Source organism: Streptomyces sp. CA-251247, assembly GCF_050952975.1.
Taxonomy (GTDB): domain Bacteria; phylum Actinomycetota; class Actinomycetes; order Streptomycetales; family Streptomycetaceae; genus Streptomyces; species Streptomyces achmelvichensis.
On record NZ_CP191861.1, the window covers coordinates 995,910 to 1,018,367 of the forward strand.

General features: G+C 71.9%; 14 protein-coding genes. 7 read left to right on the forward strand and 7 right to left on the reverse strand.

Going from position 1 to position 22,458, the window contains the following annotated elements; genetic code table 11:
- Nucleotide 1 precedes the first annotated feature (1 nt).
- Both ACQPWZ_RS04245 and ACQPWZ_RS04250 read left to right on the forward strand, forming a co-directional pair.
- Nucleotides 2–928 carry a hypothetical protein gene (locus ACQPWZ_RS04245; RefSeq protein WP_433570685.1) on the forward strand — a complete coding sequence of 309 codons (927 nt, stop codon included), beginning with the start codon at nucleotides 2–4 and terminating at the stop codon, nucleotides 926–928.
- Nucleotides 928–1,938 carry a serine/threonine-protein kinase gene (locus ACQPWZ_RS04250; RefSeq protein WP_433570686.1) on the forward strand — a complete coding sequence of 337 codons (1,011 nt, stop codon included), beginning with the start codon at nucleotides 928–930 and terminating at the stop codon, nucleotides 1,936–1,938. Before ACQPWZ_RS04245 ends, ACQPWZ_RS04250 begins: the two co-directional genes overlap by 1 nt.
- Nucleotides 1,939–1,977: 39 nt before the next feature.
- Here ACQPWZ_RS04250 and ACQPWZ_RS04255 read toward each other — a convergent pair whose 3' ends face one another.
- Nucleotides 1,978–3,264 (reverse strand): streptophobe family protein, encoded by a 1,287-nt coding sequence (locus ACQPWZ_RS04255; protein WP_433570687.1) that lies wholly within the window; start codon nucleotides 3,262–3,264, stop codon nucleotides 1,978–1,980.
- Between the two features lie 177 nt (nucleotides 3,265–3,441).
- On the opposite strand from ACQPWZ_RS04255, the gene ACQPWZ_RS04260 reads away from it, so the two are divergent.
- A complete protein-coding gene (locus ACQPWZ_RS04260; protein WP_433570688.1) occupies nucleotides 3,442–4,722 on the forward strand; it encodes a DUF6777 domain-containing protein in 1,281 nt (426 codons plus the stop codon).
- 42 nt (nucleotides 4,723–4,764) lie between these two features.
- Here the strand turns inward: ACQPWZ_RS04260 and ACQPWZ_RS04265 are convergent, their stop codons facing one another.
- The 3 genes from ACQPWZ_RS04265 to ACQPWZ_RS04275 form a co-directional block, all read right to left on the reverse strand.
- Nucleotides 4,765–5,682 (reverse strand): GNAT family N-acetyltransferase, encoded by a 918-nt coding sequence (locus ACQPWZ_RS04265; RefSeq protein WP_433570689.1) that lies wholly within the window; start codon nucleotides 5,680–5,682, stop codon nucleotides 4,765–4,767.
- A gap of 85 nt (nucleotides 5,683–5,767) precedes the next feature.
- On the reverse strand, nucleotides 5,768–7,312 hold the full coding sequence (locus tag ACQPWZ_RS04270) for an amino acid permease (protein WP_433570690.1): 1,545 nt from the start codon (nucleotides 7,310–7,312) through the stop codon (nucleotides 5,768–5,770).
- Nucleotides 7,313–7,376: 64 nt separating this feature from the next.
- Nucleotides 7,377–8,333 (reverse strand): hypothetical protein, encoded by a 957-nt coding sequence (locus tag ACQPWZ_RS04275; protein WP_340471781.1) that lies wholly within the window; start codon nucleotides 8,331–8,333, stop codon nucleotides 7,377–7,379.
- A 395-nt stretch (nucleotides 8,334–8,728) separates the two neighbouring features.
- Between ACQPWZ_RS04275 and ACQPWZ_RS04280 the strand changes: the two genes are divergently transcribed.
- From ACQPWZ_RS04280 to ACQPWZ_RS04295, 4 genes are all read left to right on the forward strand, one after another.
- Nucleotides 8,729–9,166: a DUF6299 family protein gene (locus tag ACQPWZ_RS04280; protein ID WP_433570691.1), complete on the forward strand. Its 438-nt coding sequence runs from the start codon at nucleotides 8,729–8,731 to the stop codon at nucleotides 9,164–9,166.
- A 190-nt stretch (nucleotides 9,167–9,356) separates the two neighbouring features.
- On the forward strand, nucleotides 9,357–11,345 hold the full coding sequence (locus ACQPWZ_RS04285; protein WP_433570692.1) for a beta-N-acetylglucosaminidase domain-containing protein: 1,989 nt from the start codon (nucleotides 9,357–9,359) through the stop codon (nucleotides 11,343–11,345).
- A gap of 82 nt (nucleotides 11,346–11,427) precedes the next feature.
- Nucleotides 11,428–14,721 carry a GH92 family glycosyl hydrolase gene (locus ACQPWZ_RS04290; RefSeq protein WP_433570693.1) on the forward strand — a complete coding sequence of 1,098 codons (3,294 nt, stop codon included), beginning with the start codon at nucleotides 11,428–11,430 and terminating at the stop codon, nucleotides 14,719–14,721.
- Nucleotides 14,722–14,817: 96 nt separating this feature from the next.
- Nucleotides 14,818–15,996, forward strand: coding sequence for a lactonase family protein (locus ACQPWZ_RS04295; RefSeq protein ID WP_433570694.1), 1,179 nt, complete (start codon nucleotides 14,818–14,820; stop codon nucleotides 15,994–15,996).
- A 60-nt stretch (nucleotides 15,997–16,056) separates the two neighbouring features.
- On the opposite strand, the gene ACQPWZ_RS04300 is transcribed toward ACQPWZ_RS04295, so the two are convergent.
- The 3 genes from ACQPWZ_RS04300 to ACQPWZ_RS04310 are packed head-to-tail and all read right to left on the reverse strand — an operon-like array spanning nucleotide 16,057 to nucleotide 22,455.
- Nucleotides 16,057–19,092, reverse strand: coding sequence for an alpha-mannosidase (locus tag ACQPWZ_RS04300; RefSeq protein ID WP_433570695.1), 3,036 nt, complete (start codon nucleotides 19,090–19,092; stop codon nucleotides 16,057–16,059).
- A gap of 30 nt (nucleotides 19,093–19,122) precedes the next feature.
- Nucleotides 19,123–21,138: an endo-beta-N-acetylglucosaminidase gene (locus tag ACQPWZ_RS04305; protein ID WP_433570696.1), complete on the reverse strand. Its 2,016-nt coding sequence runs from the start codon at nucleotides 21,136–21,138 to the stop codon at nucleotides 19,123–19,125.
- 60 nt (nucleotides 21,139–21,198) lie between these two features.
- Nucleotides 21,199–22,455: a glycoside hydrolase 5 family protein gene (locus tag ACQPWZ_RS04310; RefSeq protein ID WP_433570697.1), complete on the reverse strand. Its 1,257-nt coding sequence runs from the start codon at nucleotides 22,453–22,455 to the stop codon at nucleotides 21,199–21,201.
- Nucleotides 22,456–22,458: the final 3 nt, after the last annotated feature.

Sequence of the window (22,458 nt, forward strand, 5' to 3'; positions counted from 1 at the left end):
CATGACCATCGAGGACTTCCGTCCGACACATGTCGTCCCCCGGGACGGTCTGCCCGCCTGGGAGGAGCCGGACGTGTCCCGGCCGACGGCGCCGCTGGACGCGCTGCTGCCGGTGCGGCTGGTCGACCGGCGGGGCGACTGGGGCCGTATCGAGTGCGCCAACGGCTGGTCGGCCTGGGTGGACGGCCGGCTGCTGGTCTCCGTACCGCAGGAGCCTCCGGCCACCGGGCAGCCCCTCACCCGCACGGCCGATCCGCGGCCGCTGCTGACCCGGGCCGGGGAGTCCCTCGGTACGTACCGGCGGGCGGCCGAGGAGCTGGCGACCGGACGGACCGACAGGGAGACGTTCCGCCGCCGGACCCGGGGACTGCGGGTCGGCATGGTGGTGGACGGGGAGTCGGTGTGGCTGTACGACTCCGAACACGAGCGCTGGGTGTACTGCGACGGCGCCCGGCTGAGCACGTTCGCGACCGCTGCCGGGCCGGAGGAGTCGGCCGGCCCGGCAGCTCGGGCCGCCGCACCGCCGGAGCCCACCCGGGTGGTGGACCAGGCGGAGGCCCGGCCGGAGGCGGCGGGACCGGCTCCGGTGCAGGCGCGGCAGGAAGGCGCGGAACCAGCTCCGGCGCAGGCCCGGCCGGAAGCCGCGGAACCGCCTCCGGCGCAGGCCCGGCCGGAGGCGGCGAAGCCTGCCGGACCGGCCCCCGCTCAGGCTCAGCCGGAAGCGGCCGAACCCGCCCGGGTGCCTCCGGAGCCCACGCGTGTCGTGAACCCGGCGCCCGCGCCCCCGGAAGCCACCCGGGCCGTCGAGCCGACGCAGGCACAGCCGCAGGCCCCGCAGGACCAGGTCCCGCAGAACGGGGAGGAGACCCGCCGCGTACCGCCCGCCGAGGCCGATCCGGATCCGCCCGCCCGGCCGGGTGACACATGATGGCGGGAAGTCCGCGCGACACCGGTCTGCCGACCGGAAGGCCGTCCGACCTGGTCGGACGCCAGATCGCGGGCTACCGCCTGGAGAACGAGATCGGGCGCGGCGGGATGGCGGTGGTGTACCGCGCCAAGGATCTGCGGCTGGACCGTACGGTCGCGCTGAAACTGCTCGCGCCGGAGCTCGCCCGCAACGACACCTTCCGCCAGAGGTTCACCCATGAGTCCCGGGTGGCCGCGGCCATCGACCATCCGCACATCGTCCCGGTCTTCGAGGCGGGCGAGACCGAAGGCATCCTCTACATCGCGATGCGCTATGTGGCCGGGCAGGACCTGCGGGCCCTGCTCGACCGCAAGGGACCGCTGCCGTTCGCCACGGCGGGCCGGATCGCCGCGCAGGTCGCCTCGGCCCTGGACGCCGCACACGCCCACGACCTGGTGCACCGTGACGTGAAGCCCGGCAACATCCTGGTCGCCGAGGGCACGGACAGCGACCACCCCGAGCACGTCTATCTCACCGACTTCGGGCTGACGAAGAAGTCGCTGTCGCTGACGGGGTTCACCTCGGTCGGACAGTTCGTGGGGACGCTCGACTACGTCGCGCCCGAGCAGATCTCCGGCCGTCCCGTCGACGGCCGGTGCGACGTCTACAGCTTCGCCTGCGTGGTCTACGAGACCCTCGCCGGGGCGCCGCCCTTCCAGCGGGACGACGACATGGCGCTGCTGTGGGCCCATCAGTTCGATCCGCCGCCGCCCCTGACGTCCAGGCGCGCCGGGCTGCCGGCCGCCGTGGACGGCGTCCTGGCGAAGGCCCTGGCCAAGAGCCCGGACGACCGTTACGGCTCCTGTCTCCAGTTCGTGGCGTCGCTGCGGGCCGCGGCGAGGAGCGGGACCCAGGCAGGGCATCCGCCGGCCCACGGGGATCTGGCCGCGGTCGCGGGGGCCGTGGACCCGGGCCCGCCACCACCGCCGCCGAGCTGGGCCATGCCGGTGTTCCCCGGGCTGCCGGCCTGAGGCCGGATCAGTGAGGGCAGCCGGGCTGGGCCTGTCCCGTTATCCGACGTCGGTCGTCCCGACCTCGCCGCGCCGGTGGACACGCAGGGCCGGCAGACTGCCGAGGAAGCCGGTGACCAGCCCCCACAGGGCGGCGAGCCCCAGAGCGGACCACAGCCGCGGCCGCAGGAACACCTCACCGCCGAGGCCTCCGTCGATGTCCCCGATGCCCAGCAGTGACAGTCCGTAGTGTGCGGTCAGCCGGGCGACGAGGCAGACGGTCAGCACCGTGAGGACGAGTGCGACGGCCATGTGTACGGCGTGCTGCCACGGCCGTACGCGGGCGGGTGAGCGCACGGCCATCACGAAGGCCGCGGCCAGCAGGAGTACCGCGGCGACGACGAGCAGCCACCAGGCGCGGCTGTCCCGCTCGGTGAGCGAACTCAGGTTGACCGTGGAGCCGCCCGGCGTGCGCAGGACTTCGTCGAGAATCTGTGGCACGGGCAGCCCGAAGGGGCCCTCGACCTTGCCGTCCCAGGTGGCGCCGAGTCCGACGGTGAAGGCGATCCAGGCGAGGTTGGGCAGCCCGAGCAGGATCACCGCGAACGTCTCGGCGGTGTGGCCCCGGGTCGCCGCGACGACGAGCCCCACGACGATGCCCAGGACGACGTAGGCGAGCAGCAGGACGACCATGGCGAATGCCGCCGGGCGCACCGACTCCTGGAAACGCAGCAGACGGCCGGGCAGCGGGGTCTTGCGCGACACGAGTACGGCCAGCAGGAGGAGGCCCGCGAGCCACACCAGTCCCAGGACGACGGTGACGGGGATGTTCGCGCGGAACCCGACCTGCGGGGCGGAGTCGAGCAGGTCACCGATGTCGGAGACGGTCCCTTCGCCCAGTGAGACGGCGAAGGAGTGCCGGGCGAAGGCAGCGAGGGCGATCAGGGCGATCGCCCACAGCACGGCGAGCCGTGCGGCCCAGCCGGCCAGCTCGCGGGCGCTCGCGACGGCGCGGTGCCGCAGAGGGCGCAGAAAGCCCTCGGCGATGACCACGGCGCCCGCCAGCGTCACCGAGAGGGGCAGGACGGTGAGTCCCGCGCTGGTCTCGGCGATGAGCCCGGCGTCCCCGGAGAGCTCCACGGAGCCGCCGACCGCCATGACGACGACCGCCGCGACGACGGACGGGAAGGCGCCTCCGGGCAGTTCGGCGGCGCCGGCGGCCCACAGCCCCAGGGCGGCCGTGACGAGGAGGGCCACCACGCCGGCGAGCACTGCCACCAGTGCTTGGAGCCAGCCGTGCGAGGCACGGGCGGGCCGGTCGCGGTCGTGGATCTCCTGGTGGCTCACGCTGCCACGCTAAGCAGCCGAGCGGCGCTCCGCCCGCCGGGAGGGCCGACCGCGTCAGCTTGCGAGCCGTGCGGATACGGAGCACACAATGGTCGTGAAGTGCCATGAAGTGTCCTCAACGGAATATGTGGTGCATCTCCACTCCGCTTGACGTCCTCATCGTGGGAAGAAGAGCCCGTGAGCGCCGAACAGCCACCGTCCGAACGCCCCACAGGTCCACCGTCAGGCCCCCTGTCCGGACCGTCGCAGGGAGGAACGACGCCGCCACCCGGCCCGCCTCCCGGCCCGTCGAGCGGCGGTGGCCCGAGCGGACCTGACGGACCCGGCGGAACGGGCGGAACGGGCGGCTCCGGCACTCCCACAGGAGGGCCCGGCGACGGAGGGCAGCGCCCGTGGTGGCGCTCCGTACCGAAGGTGGCCACCATCGCCGTCGCGCTGGTGGCCGCCGTGGCGCTGATCGTCGTCTTCACCCGCCCCGACGGAGGCTCCGGCTCGGGCTCCGGCAGCGAGGTGTTCCTCCAGGCCGCGGGTACCGCCGGCCCCGATCCCTACACCCCCTCCACCGCACGCGAGGACGCGCCCGCCGACGAGTCGGCGCAGCCGACCGAGACGGCGCAGGCGGCGAACCAGACGCAGAGCGTGGTCGGTTCAACTCCCGGTCTGTACGGCGGGACCCGCAAGGTCGCCAGCTGCGATGTCGAGCAGCAGGTCACGTACCTGACCGACAATCCGGCCAAGAACAAGGCCTTCGCCTCGGTCGTGGATGTCGAACCCGGCGCCGTACCCGCGTATCTGCGCTCGCTGACGCCCGTCCAGCTGCGGCTGGACACCCGCGTCACCAACCACGGCTACCGGGACGGCAAACCGACCAGCTACCAGGCGGTGCTCCAGACCGGCACGGCCGTCCTCATCGACGACCGCGGTGTCCCGTCGGTGCGCTGCGCCTGCGGCAACCCGCTCCAGGAGCCCAAGGAGCTGAAGGGCACACCGAAGCGCACGGGCGACGCCTGGCCCGGGTACCGTCCGGAAAAGGAAGTGGTCGTCGCTCCCGCGCCGCAGCCGGTCAAGGAGTTCGTGGTCTTCGACAGCGAGAACGACGACTGGTTCGAACGCCCGTCGGGCGGCACCGGCGGCAGCGACAAGAAGACGGCACCGCCGAAGAAGCCGCTCCCCTCGGCACCCACACCGGGCACCTCCCCCTCGGGCTCGTCCGGGTCCGCGTGTCCGTCGCCGGGCGGGAAATGCCCGCCGTCGTCACCCAGTTCGCCGCCATCGAACCCGCCGGACTCACCTTCCGAGCCTCCGCCCTCGCAACCGCAGAGCCCGGAACCTCCGCCCACCCAGTCCCCGGAGCCACCGCCGCCCCCGCCCCCACCGCCGCAGTCCGACTCGGGGGACACGGGCAACACCGCATCGGCACCGGACTCCGCACCGCCGTCCCCGGCACCGGCCAGTTAGCGGTGAGGCCCGAGCGGGCGGCCAGGCCCTCGGCGATCCCGGTCAGCCGAGTTCCAGCGAGGTGACGCCGAACGTACGCTCCGCCCCCACTTCCGGCGCCGGCCCGTTGTACATCCGGACGGTGACCGACCGGGGTTCGAGGCCCCGTGCCGCGGCGAGCGCGACGGCATCCTTCCGGGCTTCGGGTACGTCGAAGGCGACCACCTCGTCCGGGCCGAGGTGTGCGGTGAGGGCATCGAAGAGTGCGTCGGCGTCCTCGGGGGTGTCGGCGAACAGCGGGCCGATGCGGTGGCCTTCGAGAGCGGGCCGGATCACCCCGTAGCCGGTGACCCGGCCGTCCCTCAGCCGCGTGTACGCCCGGTGGCCGGCCGCGGTCAGCCAGCGGGCGACGAAGTCCCGCCGGTCGGCGGGGAAACACTCCCGGTCGTACGCGGCGATCGCGTCCAGGTGCTCCGGGGCCACGGAGACCACTCCCGGTGCCGCGGTCCCGGACCGGGCGGGGCGGCCGCCGTACCGGATGTTCTCGCCCACCGCGGTGAAGCCGGCGCGCCGGTAGGTGGCTTGCTGGGCGGGAACCGCGTCCAGGCCGACGACACGGTCGCCGGCGTGCGGGAAGGCGGCCTGCCAGGTCGCGAGGCCGAGGCCCTTCCGGCGGTGCAGCGGGTGCACGAGGTAGTAGCCGAGGAAGGCGTAGCGGTCCGAGTAGGTGACGATCGAGACCGCGGAGACGATCGTGCCGCCGACCCGGCCGACGAAGAAGCCCGCCGGGTCGGTGGGGTGGTAGCAGGCGACATCGTCGTTGCCCGGGTTCCACCCTTCGTCGGCGGCCCAGCGGGCCACCAGGTGCCAGTCCTCCAACAACGCGCCAGTGATGGTGAGTTCACCGGTGCCGGATACCGCGCCGGGTGTGCTGCCCGGGCCCGCCGAGGACGGCTGGGGGGATTCGTCGCGAGGGTTCATGGGATTGCGCACCTTTCGTGCCGTACTTCGGCGGATCGTGGGAACGGGTGGGCCGTGCGGCCCGGCGGCCGGATGGGGGCCCTGGTCAGATCAGGTCCATGGCGGCCACCTCGTCCGGGCTGCCGTAGCTGACCGGGCCCTGGAAGCGACGCCGTGCGGTGGCGAACCACCAGACCGTGGCGATCAGGAGGACGACCCCGAGGGCGATCGGGGCGTAGTTGAAGGTCGTCCCCGTGATCGGGGAGACCTGCGGGAGCATGAACAGCACGCTGCTGAACACGATCCAGGTCACGGCCACCCGCGCCACCGGCTTGCCCCAGCGTCCGAGGCTCCAGGGGCCGGCCTCGAACGCGTCGCCCAGACGCAGCCGCAGGAAGATGGGCACGCCGTAGGCGAGATACAGCCCGACCACATTCACGCTCACAATCGCGGTGAACGCCGTGTGCGACCACCACGCCGGAATGATCAGGACGAGCGAACACGCGGCCGCCAGCCAAACCGCCTTGACGGGCGTGCGGGTCCGCAGGGACACCGAATGCCACAGCTGCGAGCCGGGCATCGCGCCGTCCCGGGAGAAGGCAAAGATCTGCCGTGTATTGCTGGTCATGTTGGCGAGCCCACAGAACAGCATGGCGCCGATCACGATGAGCAGGAGCAGCTTCGCCGTGCTCGCACCGAGGCCGTCGATGAGAATCTGCACCGGCGGCGCGGAAGCACTCGCTGTAGCGGCATAATCGCGGATCGCGTACACCAGGGCGAGCATGAGGACGAGCCCGGCGACCGCCGAGCATCCGATCGCCCGCATGATGCCCCTGGGGGTGTTGACGGTCGCCTTCACCGTCTCTTCCGACATGTGGAAACTGCCGTCGAAGCCGGTGAACGTCCAACTGGTCACCAACAGGCCGAGCATTGCGGCGTACAGACCGTTGCTGAAGCCGGTGTTGTTCACGAAATGCGTGATGAACGACGGCGACTGATGGTGCGTCGGTATGAAGGCGAGACACACCACGATGACCACCATGCCGATCAGCAGCCACCACACGGAGATCCGGTTCAGGGCGGCGACGAGTTGCACGGTGTAGGTGTTCGCCAGCGCCTGGAGCAGCACGATCAGGGTGGTGATGAGCACCGTTCGCTGCCCGGTGATCTCGTAGCCCGGCCACTGCATGACGACGAACGCCTGGATGAAGGTGGCAGCCGCGTACCCCGTGGCGGCGGTGCCGCCGACCTGCCCGACGAAGTTCAGCCAGCCGGTGTACCAGGACCAGGCACCGCGGTTCCGTTTGGCGAGCTTGCCGGCCGAGAAGTACAGCGCCCCGCTCGTCGGATACGCGGACGCGATCTCGCCCATCGCGGCGCCGACGAACAGCACCATGACGGACACGCCTATCCAGCCGAGGACCAGAATCCGCGGGCCGCCGGCGCCCATGCCGAATCCGAACGCCGAGAAGATTCCGGAGATGATGTTGATGATGGTGAAGGAGATGGCGAAATTGTCGAAGGCGCGAAATCGCCGCGTGAGCTTTCGCGGATAGCCCATCGCATGCAGGGTCGCGTCGTCGTCCAGAGCGACGGCGCCGTCATGGCGATGACGGTTCTTCAATCGGGGTGCGGACATACGCTCGGACACAACTGCGTCCTTTCCCTGAGGGATTGGAAGAAGGAGTCGAAAGAGGGGATCGGCCGGGAGGAATTCAGGCGGCGCTCGGGACGGGGAGCCCGCAGGTGCGTCTCGCGCGGGTCAATTGCTCGCCCGGCGCACCGAAAACACTCCAGGGCATACGCGAGGCGTAGGGCCCCATCGCGGTGAGGACTTCCCGTGCCTCGAATTCACGCTTCGCCATGTAGAGGGCGTGCGCCAGATACGACAGGTCCAGGACCGGGGTGAACCGGTAGTCGGACGTGCGGGGGAACCAGTGGTGGTAGAGCCCCATCGAGGTGGCCAGCCACTGGGGCTGGCGCCAGGTGCGGTCGGCGAGCAGGGCGGCGGGGTCGTACTCCTCGACCAGGGCGACCAGCGGCAGCAGCCGCAGCGGGGACGCGGCCGGGGCGCGGTGGCTGAGGAACGAGGCGACGTCCCAGCGCGCACTGGCCGTGCCGCCGTGCCGGGTGAAGAAGAAGGACAGGAAGCGGTGATGGGCCTCGCGGTTCCAGGGATCGAGCCGCAGTACACGCGAGAACAGCTGCCAGGGACCGGGCGGAGCGGTCAACAGGCCCTGCGGGGCCGGGTCGAGGGGCCGACGGATACGGGCCAGAGCCAGCTGTGCCACCCAGGGCGTGGGGTCCTCGGGCAGCAGCTGCGCGGCCCGCTCACAGGCGCCGTTCGCGATGCCCACCAGGGTTCCGGTGCGCCGGTCCTGCGCGTCGGCCGAGCGCAGCGCGCGGAGCATCGCCACACGCGCCCACAGCAGCGCCGACTCGGGGCCGGGCTCCTCGGCGAGCCAGCGCTCGGCGAGGTCCGAGTCGGCCGCCTCGGACGCCAGCACCAGCGAACGGTGGGCGCGTACGTCGAAATCGTCGCGGGCGTCCCCCAGCACCTCGTGGGCACTGAGATAGCGGCCGGCTTTCACATCGACGCAGGCACGGGCCAGTTGACGGTCGTCGGCCGCCGGATGCCAGACGTACTGCCCCTCGAACGAGCCAGCGGCCACGATCCCCCTCCGTCCCCCGCATACGACAGACGCACCCTCATACACATTCCGGCCAGGCCGAATTGAGCCGGTCTCCCGCGTGATAGATCACCGACAGCGGGCCACACCCTACTCACCATCAAGTGATGGAGAAAACACTCGTTCGGAGGAACTGGCGTGTCGCCATTCCCACCGCACCCCGAAGGCCCGACGGCTGGCATATGCGAAACGCGCTCGACGGGTGACCCGAGGGGCCGAACTTGTTGAACCCTCCATCATTCATGGGATGCGGAGGCATTCCCGGTACGCCTTCCGCGCTCACCCGAATGAGCCGTACGCCCTCGTCAGAACCGCACGGGCTCGCTCGTCCGTGCGATGTGGCGACACCTCGGCCGTGGACGGTCGTTTTGTTCTGCATGATCACTGCCCGACGCGCAACGCTCATTTCATCGGTCTGTATCGCTGCCGCCCTCGCGACCGGCCTGACGCCCGGCAGCGCGAGTGCTCAATTCGCTCCCGACACCGTCACCGTGGACGGGATCGGCCTGATCGCGGAGGACGGAACGCTCACGCTGAGCGGCACCTACCGCTGCTCGTCACTGCGCACCAGCCCGATCGTCATCAGCTCCAAGGCCACCCAGGGCGGCACCCAGGTCGGCATCGGCAGCACCACGGCGATCTGCGACGGCCAGGAGCGGGAGTGGCGCAACACCGGCAACCACATGGGCCTGCTGGCGCCCGGGGCCGCGCAGGGCGAGGCCTCGCTCATCGCGCTGGACACCTCGCGCGGCTTCATCCCGATCCCCGTCGTCCTCACCACCCAGCGCGGCGATCTGACCCTCCAGCAGGGCTGACATCCGGTCAATTCCCCGGCGCCCCGCGTACCGCAGTTACAGCGGACGCGGGGCCTTCGCCGTGTGACCAGGGCATTCCGGAGCGTCGCCGGCGGGCGGACACATCAGAACGCCCTACCCCCTTGACAACGATGTCAGCCAGTGGTCCAGTCCTCCAGCATCAAGGCATCGACGAGGAGGCGGCACAGCGATGGCACTGGGAACCACATTCGCGGCGCTCCGGCCCCACCGGCGCTCCCTCGGCGCACAGGCCGTCGCCCTGATGCTCTCGCTCCTCGAACCCGCCCCGGCAGCCGCCGACAACCCGGGACGGGCCACGGCCCGCCGTGAAGACCGCGCGCCGCGACTGTTCCCGCGGCCCCGTTCGGTGCACAGGCGTCCCGAGACCGTCCGCCTTCCGGCGGCGGTGACCGTCGTTCGCGGGGCGTCGACCGATGCCGGCGCCCTGTCCGTCGTCGAGGAGGTGCTCCACGACGCGGGCGTCCGCGCCATCGGCCGCTCGGACGACCACGCGCCCGTACGCGATCGGTTCGTCGTCCACGTCGGCGGCCACCAGGAGAACGGGGCAACGGCCGATGTGCTGAGCGCACTCGGGGTCCAGGGCGCCGAGACCATGGCCGCCGAGGGGTACGTCCTCGCCGTCGGCGCGGGCCGGGACGGTCGCCGTCACATCGTGCTGAGCGGCGCGGACCCCACAGGCACGTACTACGCCGCCCAGACGCTGCGCCGGCTGGTGCACGGGCCGAAGCTGCGGGGGACGGTGATCCGCGACTGGCCCTCGTTGTCGCGGCGCGGAGTTGTCGATGTCTCGCGGAGCTCACCGTGGTCGCATCAGCGCCGCCTCGCCGACCTGGCGTGGCTGGGCGGGCACAAGGTGAACGCGTACTACTACGCGCCCGCGGACGCGCCCTGCCGGGGACCCGAGGGGCGCTCGCCGTTTCCACCGGGCGAACTCGCCCGTATCGCGGAGCTGGTGGGGCACGCCAGGGCTCACCACGTGGAGTTCGGCTACGTCCTCTCCCCCGGCCGGCCGGGGCACTGCGCCCTTGGCGAGCTGACGGCGAAGGCCGCAGCCCTGAGGAACATCGGTGTCCACAGCTTTGTCGTGGCCTTCGACGACCTCGGCGGCGGTCGGCGCGACGGCGCGGTGGGCACGGAGCCCTGGGCCATGGCTCACGCTCAGGCGCGTCTGGCCAATGCCCTCAGCGCGGGATGCGCAGGGCACCCCGGAGCGGCACCCGTGCAGATCGCGCCCACCGCGTACGAAGGCCCGGGGCAGGACGCCTATCTGCGACGGCTCGCGCAGGAACTCGATCCCGACATCGCTGTTCTGTGGAGTGCCGGGAGCGCGGTGTCGGCCTCCCGAAGCGGGCGGGCCACCGCACGCGAGGTCTTCGGCCGTCGAGTGCTGGTACGGGACTGGGATCCGGCGGGCGGCACACCGGGCGGGCTGTCGCTCGGGCCCTACGCGGGACACGGCCCGGGTCTCGCCGAGGAGGCGCTCGGACTGGTCACCGTCCCACCGCCCCGGGCATCGCGGATCGCCCTGTCCGGATTCGCCGACTACGCCTGGAACGACGGGGACTACGACCCCGAACGGTCCTGGTCGGCCGCGCTCGACGAACTGACCGGCGGGGACGAAGCTGCCACCGACGCCCTGCGCGCCTTCGCCGATATCCACCGCACCGGCGGGACGACCGTTCACCGGGGCGGTGAACTCGCCGCCGTCGTATCGGAGTTCCGCCGCAGCGGCCACACGGCTCCGCTCCGCACAGCGCTCCGCGCGGTCCATGAAGCGCCCGCGGTGCTCCGCGACCGCTTGCGGGACCCCGCCTTCCTCGCCGACACCGGCCCGTGGCTGGACGCCGCCGAGGCATGCGGCGAAGCCGCTCTCGCGGCACTGGAGTCGACGACCGCGCGCAGCCCCCACCGCCATGCCACCGCCGGAGAGCCGCACCCCTCGCCCGTCCCGCTCGTCGAGGCTGCCCGGTCCTTCACCGAGCCGGGTTCGCATGCCGCTGTGCCGGTCGAATGCGGCCCGGTGCTTGCGGAGTTCGTGGCCGCCGCACTGGAGATGACAAGCCTTCGCCCGGTCCCCGGCGGGACCGGGACCGAGGCCCGCCGTCCACGTCCGGGCCGGACCGGCGAGAGCCGGCCGCTCGCCGACGGCGGGGCGTGAGCGGGCCATTGACAGGTTTCGGACGACCATGAAAGCTTTCCCGGACCCGAATCGGACAACGTTGTCAGCAAGGGGCGCCCAGATGCGAGAGTCGGCCGTTCGGATACGCACGAGAACCGCCCGGTTGCTGGCGGCCGTCCTGCTCGCCGGCGGACTGTCCGGCCCGGCGGGCTCGGCCGTGGCCGCCGGGGCACCGGCCGTCGCGGACGACCCGGCCTCGCTCGTCAACCCCTTCGTGGGCACCCAGAACTTCGGCAACACCTTTCCCGGTGCGAGCGCGCCGTTCGGCATGGTGCAGGTCAGCCCGGACACCGGTGGCCAGGGCGGCTACGACTACCAGCAGAACAGGATCCACGGCTTCAGCCAGACCCATCTGTCGGGCGTGGGCTGCGGGGTGGCCGGTGAGCTGCCGATCATGCCGACCACGGGCGCTGTCGGAAGCGTGGACCCCGACGACTACCGCTCGGAGTACTCGCACGACGACGAGCAGGCGGAGCCGGGCTACTACCGGGTGAACCTCACGTCGTACGGGATCGACGCGGAGCTCACCGCGACCCCGCGGACCGGCTGGCAGCGCTACACGTTCCCGTCCACGGGCGATGCCAACGTGCTGTTCAACACCGGCAGGGCCAACCAGAAGGTGTACGACTCCGAGGTCCATGTGATCGGCGACCGGACGGTCGAGGGGCGCGTCGACGCGGGCAACTTCTGCGCGGGCAAGGACCGTCACACCGTCTACTTCACCGCCACCTTCGACCGCCCGTTCAGGGCGCAGGGCACCTGGCGCGGGTCGACCCCCACGCCGGGCGGCAGGGACGCCGCGGGCGAGGGGGGCAACGGCGCCTGGGTGACCTTCGACGCGAGCGCCGACAAGGACGTCGTGGTGAAGGTCGGCCTGTCGTACACCGGGATCGAGGGTGCCCGGAAGAACCTGGCCGCGGAGACGAAGGACTCGTACGACTTCGACGCCACGCGCGCCGCCCTGCACAGCACCTGGCAGAAGCAGCTGGGGTCCGTCCGGATCGGCGGCGGCTCGCGCGAGCGGCAGAGCGCCTTCTACACCGCGCTCTATCACGCGCAGTTGCACCCGAACGTGGCCGGCGACGTGGACGGCCGCTATGTGGGCTTCGACCGCAAGGCCCATACGGCGGACGGCTACACGCCCTACCAGAACTTCTCCCTGTGGGACACCTACCGGCCGCAGAACCAGCTGCTGGAGCTTCTGCAACCCGGGGTGGCCCGCGATGTCGCCCTGTCCGTCGTCGCGATCGGCAGGGACGGCGGCTGGCTCCCCCGGTGGGCGCTCGCCAACAGCGAGACCAACATCATGACCGGCGATCCGGTGACACCGTTCCTCGTCGAGGCCTGGTCCAAAGGGCTCCTCTCCGGCCACGAGAAGGAGGCGTACGCGCTGCTGCGGAAGAACGCCACCACCACCCCGCCCGCCGGTTCCCCCTACAACGGCCGCTCGGGCGTGGACTTCTACAGCGAACGCGGCTACATCCCGTCCGGCCTCGGACTCGGCAAGGACTGCGCGGACAAGGGCGGCGACAATGACTGCAACCACCCCGCGTCGGCCACGCTCGAATACGCGGCGGCGGACGCCTCGCTGGCCCTGATGGCGAAGGGGCTCGGACACGGCGCCGACGCGCGGATGTTCGCCGGGCGGGGGCAGTGGTACCGCAATCTGTGGGACTCCTCCATCGGCCAGTTCCGCCCCCGGACGTCGCAGGGCACCTGGGTGACCCCCTACGATCCGGTGGAAGCGGGCCATCAGTTCCACGAGGGCGGTGCTTATCAGTACCAGTGGCTGGTGCCCCAGGACCCGGCCGGGCTGGTCAGGCTCATGGGCGGCAGGAAGGCCACGGAGAAGCGCCTGGACGCCTTCTTCGTCCATGACAAGCTGCTGACCGACCCGGCCGGGACCGCCCGCAAGGACTGGATCTCGCAGCCGTACGACTACTACGGCAAGCCGACCTACAACCCCAACAACGAGCCCGATCTGCACGCCCCGTACATGTATCTGTGGGCGGGCGCGCCCGCGAAGACGGCCACCGTCACCCGGGCAGCGATGACGCTGTTCACCACCGGGCCCGACGGCATGACGGGCAACGACGACCTGGGCACCATGTCGGCCTGGTACGTGTTCTCCTCGCTCGGGCTGTATCCGGTGATGAGCGGCGCCGATCAGCTGGCCCTGTCCAGCCCGCAGTTCGAGTCGGCGGTGGTGACGGTCGGCCGGTACGGCCGGCATCAGGGCGGCACGCTGCGGATCACCGCTCCCGGCGCGAGCGACGAACGCCGGTATGTGCAGACCGTGGCCCTCGACGGCGCGCCGGTCAACCGGACCTGGCTGGACTGGGACGCCATCGCGGACGGTGGCCGTATCGACCACCGGCTCGGCACGACGCCGTCCGCGTGGGGCACCGCCCCGGGCGCCGAACCGCCGTCCGTCAACGCCGGGGGCGGCGCCGACCGCCGCCGCGAACTGAACGCCTCGCTGCGGTCCGCCTCCGACGTCGTACCGGCCGGCAGCAGTGGGCAGACGGCGCATCTGGCGGTGGATGTCCTCGCACAGTCCCCGGGCGACGTCCGGGCGGCCGTCGGTGTCCGGGCTCCCGCCGGGTGGTCCGTGAAGGCGGCATCCCGGCTGACGCTCGACTCGCGTCATCTGCCGGTGCAGAAGACGGTCCCGATCGCGGTCGGTGTGCCCGCCGGGACGGCAACGGGCTCCTATCCCGTACGGATCACGCTCACCGCGCCGGGCATGGCCACGGTCGTCCGCGACGCCACGGTCGACGTGCGTCCGGCCGCGTCCTGCGCGACGGGGGGTGAGCCCTCGTGCGCGGTGGATCTGACCGCGGCGCTGAACCACGACGGCACGGCGACGACGGACCAGTCCGGCCAGGGTGACTTCGACGGGGGCGGCTGGAGCTACGACGCCGGGCTGCTGCCCGCTGCCGGGCCGGTCACCTGGAGCGGCACGACATACCGGGCGCCCGACCCGTCGGGGGCCGCGCCGAACTTCGTCGAGGCCCGTGGCCAGACGCTGTTGCTGCCCTCCAGGGCCCGGTCGTCGCTGCGGCTGGTGGCCGCCTCCCACAACGGTCCGGTGACCACTTCGCTGACCGTGCGCTACACCGACGGCAGTACGGCACAGGTACCGGTGACGATCGGCGACTGGGCGGGCTCCGCGCCGGCCGGCAGCACCGTGGTCCTCGACATGCCGCACCGGATCAAGGCCGGACAGGGCGTCGACGGGCCGCCGGTACGGCTGTTCGGCGACTCCGCGGCGCTCGACGGCACCAGGTCACCCCGCTCGGTGACGCTCCCCGACGATGCGCGGGTCGAGGTGTACGCGATCACCTTGACGTGAGCCGCACGCCCCGGCCGTCCCCTCGCGCCCCGACCCCGCACCACCGGCGCAGCCCCCCACCTCGCACCACCCGGACCGATTTCCGAGGTAGAGCCCATGAGCAGCAGAGCAGCACCGGCGGACACCGACCGTCCCGCGCCCCCGGCCGAAGCGCCGGGCCGGCGCAGGTTCCTCGGGACCGTGGTGGCCGCGGCGGTCACAGCCGCCTTACCGGCGACCGCGCACGCCGCACCCCGCGGGCCGCGCCGTCTCTTTCTGGGCACCTACACCTCCGTCGCCGGTGGTGGCGCCGGCATCGGTCTCGCGGCGTACGACGACACGACCGGGCACATCACCGCCACCGGCACCGTCACCGGTGTCGGCGACCCGTCGTTCCTGGCACTCCACCCCTCCGGCGGCACGCTCTACACGGTGAACGAGCGGCAGGACGGCGCGGTGACCGCGGTCCGGCTCTCCTCCGACGGACGGCACCAGGTCCTCGGCAGCCGCGCCACCGGCGGCGCGGGCCCCTGTCATCTGTCCGTGCATCCGGGCGGCAACTGGCTGCTGAGCGCCAACTACACGTCCGGCAGCGTCGCCGTGCACCCGATCGAGGCGTCGGGCGCGCTGGGGGCACGCACGGCCCTCGTGACGCATTCCGCGCCGCCGCCCGGCCCCGGCCAGGCGGGACCGCACGCGCACCAGATCGTCACCAGCCCGGACGGCGGTCATGTCCTCGCCGTCGATCTGGGCACCGACACCGTCTACACCTATCGGCTCGACACCGCGCGCGGCACGCTCACCGCGGTGTCACGGGCGACGGTCCGACCGGGCGCCGGGCCACGCCACCTCACCTTCCATCCCTCGGGCCGCTACGCGTACCTGGCCAACGAGCTGGACAACACGGTGGCCGTCTGCGCCTACGACCCGGCCACGGGCACCCTGACCCCGGGCGCGCCGCAGCCCACCGGGACGGGCCCGGGAACGAGCTATCCGGCGCAGCTCGCGGTGACCCGCGACGGCCGGTTCGCGTTTCTCGCCAACCGTGGGCACAACAGCCTCACCCGCTATGCCGTGGAGGACGGCGGAGCGCGGCTGCGGCTGCTCGACACCGTCCCGGTCGGCGGCGACCACCCACGACACATCGCCCTCTCGCCGTCGCAGAACCTGCTGTTCGCCGCCAACCAGCGCTCCAGCACGGTGTCCGTGTTCCATGTCGATCAGGCGACCGGAGAACTGCGGCCCGCGGGAAGCCCCTTTCGCTTTCCGGTAGCGGTCTGCGCACTACCGCTGTAGCCCCATGCGGCAGCACGCCCCGCGCTCGCGGCGCGGGGCGTGCTGCCGTATCTGCCGCGGTCAGTGCTGCGGGCGGGCCAGCCGGAGGGTGACGAGCTCGAAGGGACGCAGGCTCAACCGGACTGTCCCATCGGCGAGTTCGGGCTGCGGCACGTCGGCCAGGGGCCGCTCCAGCAGATCGGTCGCGACCACCCCGAGTGCCTCGAATTCCGTCGCGAGACGCACGCGGACGCGGCCGCCGCGCGATTCGTAGAGCCGCACGATCACATCACCGCTGCCGTCGTCCGCCAGCTTCACCGCGCTGACGATCACCGCGTCCTGATCGACCGTCACCAGCGGGGCCACCGCACCGTCACCGGTTACGGTGCGCTCGGGGAGGTTGATACGGAAGCCTTCGCGGACCGCGTCCGCGATGTCCGCACCCGGCACGAGGGCGTGCCGGAACCGGTGGACGCCCTGGTCGGTCTCGGGGTCGGGGAAGCGCGGGGCCCGGAGCAGGGAGACCCGGAGCGTGGTCGTCGTGCCGCTGTCGGTGTCGCGCACGGTACGGGTGACGTCATGGCCGTACGTCGAGTCGTTGACGACCGCGACACCCCAGCCGGGCTCCTCCAGATGCACGAAACGGTGGTTGCACGCCTCGAACTTGGCCGCCTCCCAGCTGGTGTTGGTGTGGGTGGCCCGGTGGAAGTGCCCGAACTGCGTCTCGGAGGCGTAGCGCTCGGCGTGGATGTCCAGCGGGAAGGACAGCTTGAGGAACTTCTCCGTCTCGTGCCAGTCGACCTCGGTCTCGATGTCCAGGCGTTTGGCTCCCGCGGAAAGCGTCAGGACCTGGGTGACCTTCGAGTCGCCGAAGCTGCGGACGACGCGTACGGCGGTCGCGTTCTCGGAGTTCACGGCCGTGACCTCGTCGGCGACGGTGAGATCGGTGACGGTGTTGCGGTAGAACGCGTCGACGTCCCACGCGTCCCACATGTTCGGGAAGTCGGGGTGGATCTGCAGGAGGCCGGCGGCGATGCCCGGTGCGACCGTCTCGCGCTCGGCCCCGATGTCGTAGGCGGAGACCACCAGGCCGCGGCCGTCGACCTCCACTTCCAGCAGGCCGTTGTGGAGGACGAAGCCGCCGCCCTCGCGCGGGGTGAGCGACGCGCCGCCGCCGTCGGTGGCGGGCGACGCGCCTCCCGCGGGTACGCCGTGCCGCTCGTGCGGTGCGCCGTTGAAGACCAGCCGGGTGCCGGAGGCGGGATCACCGGCGAGCGCACGCTGGGCCGCGTCGATGATGCCGTCCAGCTCTCCGGCCACGGTCGCATACGTCCGGGCGGCCTCGCGGTGCACCCAGGCGATGGAGGAGCCGGGCAGGATGTCGTGGAACTGGTGCAGCAGCACCGTCTTCCACAGCCGGTCCAACTCCTCGTAGGGATAGGGGAAGCCGGTCCGTACGGCAGCGGTCGCGGCCCACAGCTCGGCCTCCCGCAGCAGGTGCTCGCTGCGGCGGTTGCCCTGCTTGGTCTTCGCCTGGCTGGTCAGGGTGGCCCGGTGGAGCTCCAGATAGAGCTCGCCGACCCAGACGGGCGCCTGCGGGTACTCCGCCTCGGCCTTGGCGAAGAACTCGGCCGGGCTCTCCCAGCTCACCGTCGCCGACCCTTCGAGGCTGCGCAGCCGGGCGGCCTTGGCGACCATCTCCCGGGTGGTGCCGCCGCCTCCGTCGCCCCATCCGGTCGGGGCGAGCGAGTGGCGTGCGACTCCCTTGTCCTTGAAGTTGCGCGCCGCGTGGGCGATCTCGCTGCCCTTCATGGAGCAGTTGTAGGTGTCGACCGGCGGGAAGTGCGTGAAGATCCGGGTGCCGTCGATGCCCTCCCACTGGAAGGTGTGGTGGGGGAACTTGTTCGTCTGCGACCACGAGATCTTCTGGGTGAGCAGCCACTTGGAGCCTGCGGCCTTGATGATCTGCGGCAGTCCGGCGGCGAAGCCGAACGTGTCGGGGAGCCACGCCTCGTCGTTCTCGATGCCGAACTCGTCGAGGAAGAAGCGCTTTCCGTGCACGAACTGCCGGGCCATCGCCTCCGAGCCGGGCATGTTGGTGTCGGACTCCACCCACATACCGCCGGCCGGCACGAAGCGCCCGTCGGCGACGGCGGCCTTGACCTTGGCGTAGACCTCGGGGCGGTGCTCCTTGATCCAGGCGAACTGCTGTGCCTGGGACATCGCGAAGACGAAGTCGGGCTCGTCCTCCAGCAGCGCCGTCATGTTGGACGTCGTCCGGGCGACCTTGCGCACGGTCTCGCGCAGCGGCCACAGCCAGGCCGAGTCGATGTGGGCGTGCCCCACCGCGCTGATCCGGTGGGCGGACGGCTCGGCAGGCGTGGACAGGACCTCTTCGAGGCAGGCCCGCGCATCTGCCGCCGTGCCGTTGACGTCCTGGAGGTCGACGGCGTCCAGAGCCCGGCCGACCGCGCGCAGGATCAAGTGCCGGCGCTGGCTGTCGGCGGACAGTTCCTGCATCAGCTCACCGAGGACCTCCAGGTCCAGGACGAGGTTCCACACGGTCTCGTCGAAGACGGCGAGGTCCATGCGTGCGAGCCGGTACTGCGGCTCGCTGCCCGCGGTCTCCTTGTCGCCGAGCTGCGTCGGCAGGAAGGGGTGGTAATCGAGGATCACGGGGTTGGACGCGGCCTCGATGTGCAGCCGCACCTCCTCACCGCCCTGGACCGGAGCGCCGATACGGACCCACTGGTTGCGCGGGTTGAGGCCCTTCACCGGGGTGCCGTCGGCCCGGTAGACGAGGCCCTCGCACTGGAAGCCCGGCATGTTCTCGTCGAATCCGAGGTCGAGCAGCGCCTCGACGGTCCGGCCGGCCCACTCCTCGGGCACGGTGCCGGTCACCCGGAACCAGCTGGTCCCCCAGGGAGCACCCCACATGTCGCCGACCTTGATCGGCCCGGGTTCGGCCGCGAGTCCTTCGGCGACCGGGACGGGCTCGCCGGGTGCGTTCCACACCGCGACGTCCAGCGGCACGGACCGGGGGTGGACGGCGGGGCGTATGCGTTCGTCGAGGACCCTCCTGAGGCGGGATTCGACGAGGCTGCGGTCGTCATGCATGTGGGGTGGCTCCGAGGGTTGCGGTGGTGGTTACCAGGGGTGGGTGACGGTCACGGGAGTCGACGCGGTGTAGAGCTCCCCCACGGCGCGCAGTTCGAACCGCGCCGCGCTCTCGCCCTGTTCGGGCCGCAGGCCCGGGACGAAGTGGGCCCGCTGACAGGTGGCCCCGAGGAAGCGCCGTGTCCCGTCCGGCAGCACCCGGTGGAGGGCGTAATGGCGCACGGCTCCGGGGGCGGGCTGCCAGGCGAAGCGCAGATCGCCGCCCGCGGCCGCGGTGATGCGCAGACCGGCGGGTGCCGACGGGTTCTGTGCCGCCTTGTCGCGTACGGCCAGGGAGCCGAGGCGCCAGGTCACCGGGCCTTTGGTGCCGGTCAGCCGGACTCCCAGCGCGCGGACCGTCCCGGACAGGCCGGTCAGCCGCACGGTGGTGGTGGTCCAGCCGCGGCCCGGGGTGGCGAGCGGCACATAGGTGTACGGATGCGGCTGCCCGGGTCCGGCGGGCTCGCCCGTGGCGAGGGCCAGTTCGACGGTGACCCCGGCACTCTCGCTGCGGTGGACGAGTTCGACCACGGTGTCGGCGGTGAACGGCAGCCGGCACGCGTACAGGTCGAGGGTGGTGGGAGCGGTGAGCGTGCCGCCGACGAGGAGGCTGCTGCCGCCGTGCCAGGCGTCGGAGAAGTCGTAGGCCACCGTGGGGCGTTGGCCGGTCGTGCGCACGACCCACTGCCGCGAGGGCATGCGGTCCTGGACTCCGAGGTGGTTCCACGGCGCGTCCGACGTCACCTTTCCGCTCTCGTACCAGCGCAGTCCGTGGCCGGTGTTGAAGACGGTGGCGAACGGCAGCGTGTCGACGGTGGAGCGGTCGGCGACGGCGAGCGCCGGGGCCCGCCAGGGGTCGCCGGGTGTCGGCCGGGACGGGTCGAGGGACTGCCCGCTCCAGAACCGGTCGTCGGCGGCGTGGAACTGTGCGGGGGTGCGGCCCGCGGGCAGGTGGTTGCGGGTCCACTCCGGCCGGTAGAAGCCCAGCGAGACGACGTCCGGTGTGTTCACCGGGATGATGGCGTCCCAGTCGACGGACCGGTTCCAGCCGTTCGCCTCGACGTCGACACCGGCCCACAACTCGTAGCGACTGCGGCCCAGTTGCTCTGCGGTACGACCCCACGCGGCCAGCGTGGAGCGGGACCAGCGGAAGTCGACGAACATGGAGTCGGCCGCCTGGAAGAAGGGCTTGTTGCGGTCGTTCAGCGCCCCCTGCCAGCTGACCGATCCACTCACGGTCATCGAGTCGTACCAGCAGACCCGCAGGCCCTTCGGCCGGCCGAGCGCGGTGAGTTCCTTCAGGAAGCCGGTCATGTCGGCGGCCAGCGCAGCGTCCCCGCCACCGGTCTCGGCGTTGATGAACCAGCCGTCGAAGCCGTACGCGGCCGCGACCGCGACGAGGCGCTGGGCCAGCGGGAAGCGGCCGAAGGAGTCCTTCTGGACCAGGTCCCGGGTCCAGCGCAGATCCCCGCCGTAGGCGACGGGCGGGAGGAACACGCTGCCGAGCACGGGGACACCGTGGCGGTGCGCGGCGTCCACGACGGGCGCGTTGGGCGCGAGGATCAGGCCCTCGCCGGACGAGCCGCCCCAGAAGACGAGTTCGTCGAGGTAGGACCAGTGGGTCAGTGCGTAGTGGTCGGCGGTGGCGGCGCCTTGGGACGGATTGCCGGCGGTGGGGCCGAAGGAGACCAGGGACTGGATGCGCGCCTGTCCGGCACGGGCGGTGGTGTTCACCGGGACCGGGGTGAAGCGCCTCGCCAGGGGCACGGTCGCGGAGTTGAACGCCAGGTCCGCGTCGTCCTCGGCGCGCCAGGCCTTGAGGCTCCGCCAGGTGATGCCGGGGCCGGGTGTCCCGGCGGGAAAGGAGTCCGGGTACCAGTACGCGGCGTACGGCGCGCCGGAGGCGGCCCTGGTCGCGGCGGAGGCCGCACCGGGCAGGACGGCCGGCGCCACGGCCGCGGCGGCGGAGGCCAGAAGGAGGGCTCGTCTGCTGAGGTGGGGGGTCATGGTGTGCTCCGTATCGTTCGGGGACGGCTTACGGTGCTGTGCTTGTGGCGGAGGGCCGTGTCATGAGCCGGCCCGCTCGGGGGTGACGACCTCGGTGATCCCGCGCGCGGCGAGATGGTCCCGGTCGTCGCTGCGGCTCGCGAGAACGGTGGTGGGGCGCGCGCCCTGGGCGGTCAGCCGGGCGAACGCCTCGAACACGCTGCCGCCGGGTGCGCACACGGAGCGCCGGGGCGCGGTCTCGTCGTCGCCCGCGTCGACGACGAGGGCGAGGGTGCGCGGCTCGGGCGGCTTCTTCCCCTCGCGCCATTCCTCGATGATCCGGGCGATGGCCCGGCCGGCGGGCTTGACCTCCCGGTCGTTGGTCAGCAGGCCGAGGCTGTACTCGAGTTCGGGGAAGTCGGCGAGCGAGCGGGACACGTCGTGGGAGCACCACCAGGTCACGCCCCAGACGTCCGGGCAGTCCAGCGCGTTCGCCACGGTGGCCTCGGTGAAGGCGGCGGCGTCGGCGGCGGGGACGAGGGGGGCGGGGGCGCCGACCTCCTGGAGCCAGACGGGACGGTCCGGGGACGGTGCCCAGGCCTTGGAGAGTTCGATCATGTAGGCGGCGTGGTGCTCGGTGGCGGTGCCGGTGGGGCCATGGCGCTGCGCCGTGCCGTTGAAGACCCAGGAGTGCACGGCGGTCATGGCGCCGAGGCGGGCGGCGTGCGCGGGGGTGAACGGGTGGTCGTCCCGGTACCAGGCCGCGTCGTACTCGGCGTGCAGATGGAGCCTGCCGGGTGCACCCGCCTCGCACGCGTCCAGCAGTCGGGTGAGCCAACTGCCCGCCTGGGCAGGGGAGATACGGTCGGGGTCGGGGTGCGGCCCGCCGGAGAACTGGTTGATCTCGTTGCCGATGGTCATGCCGATGAAGTTCGGCCGGTCGGCGAGCGCTGCCGCGAGGGTGCGCAGGTACTCCGCCTGCCCCGAGACGACGTCCGGGTCGGTGAAGATGTTGCGCCGGTGCCAGGTCTGGGTCCAGGCGGGCAGGAAGTCGAAGCTCGACAGATGGCCCTGGAGTCCGTCCACGTTGACGTCGAGCCCGCGCTCGGCGGCCGCGTCGGCGAGCTGGACGAGCTGCTCGACGGCGCGCGGGCGGATCAGCGTGCGGTTGGGCTGGAACAGCGGCCAGAGCGGGAAGACCCGGATGTGGTCCAGGCCGAGGCCGGCGATGGAGTCGAGATCGGCGCGCACGGCGTCGAGGTCGAAGTCCAGCCAGTGGTGGAACCAGCCCTGGCTGGGCGTGTAGTTGGCGCCGAAGCGCGGCACGGAAGAGCTCATACG

Bases quoted from the DNA above. Each gene is read 5' to 3' on its own strand.
- ACQPWZ_RS04280 (WP_433570691.1), top strand. From the start codon at position 8,729: ATGATCACTGCCCGACGCGCAACGCTCATTTCATCGGTCTGTATCGCT.
- ACQPWZ_RS04265 (WP_433570689.1), bottom strand. From the start codon at position 5,682: ATGAACCCTCGCGACGAATCCCCCCAGCCGTCCTCGGCGGGCCCGGGC.
- ACQPWZ_RS04300 (WP_433570695.1), bottom strand. From the start codon at position 19,092: ATGCATGACGACCGCAGCCTCGTCGAATCCCGCCTCAGGAGGGTCCTC.
- ACQPWZ_RS04310 (WP_433570697.1), bottom strand. From the start codon at position 22,455: ATGAGCTCTTCCGTGCCGCGCTTCGGCGCCAACTACACGCCCAGCCAG.
- ACQPWZ_RS04295 (WP_433570694.1), top strand. From the start codon at position 14,818: ATGAGCAGCAGAGCAGCACCGGCGGACACCGACCGTCCCGCGCCCCCG.
- ACQPWZ_RS04305 (WP_433570696.1), bottom strand. From the start codon at position 21,138: ATGACCCCCCACCTCAGCAGACGAGCCCTCCTTCTGGCCTCCGCCGCC.
- ACQPWZ_RS04250 (WP_433570686.1), top strand. From the start codon at position 928: ATGGCGGGAAGTCCGCGCGACACCGGTCTGCCGACCGGAAGGCCGTCC.
- ACQPWZ_RS04285 (WP_433570692.1), top strand. From the start codon at position 9,357: ATGGCACTGGGAACCACATTCGCGGCGCTCCGGCCCCACCGGCGCTCC.
- ACQPWZ_RS04290 (WP_433570693.1), top strand. From the start codon at position 11,428: ATGCGAGAGTCGGCCGTTCGGATACGCACGAGAACCGCCCGGTTGCTG.
- ACQPWZ_RS04245 (WP_433570685.1), top strand. From the start codon at position 2: ATGACCATCGAGGACTTCCGTCCGACACATGTCGTCCCCCGGGACGGT.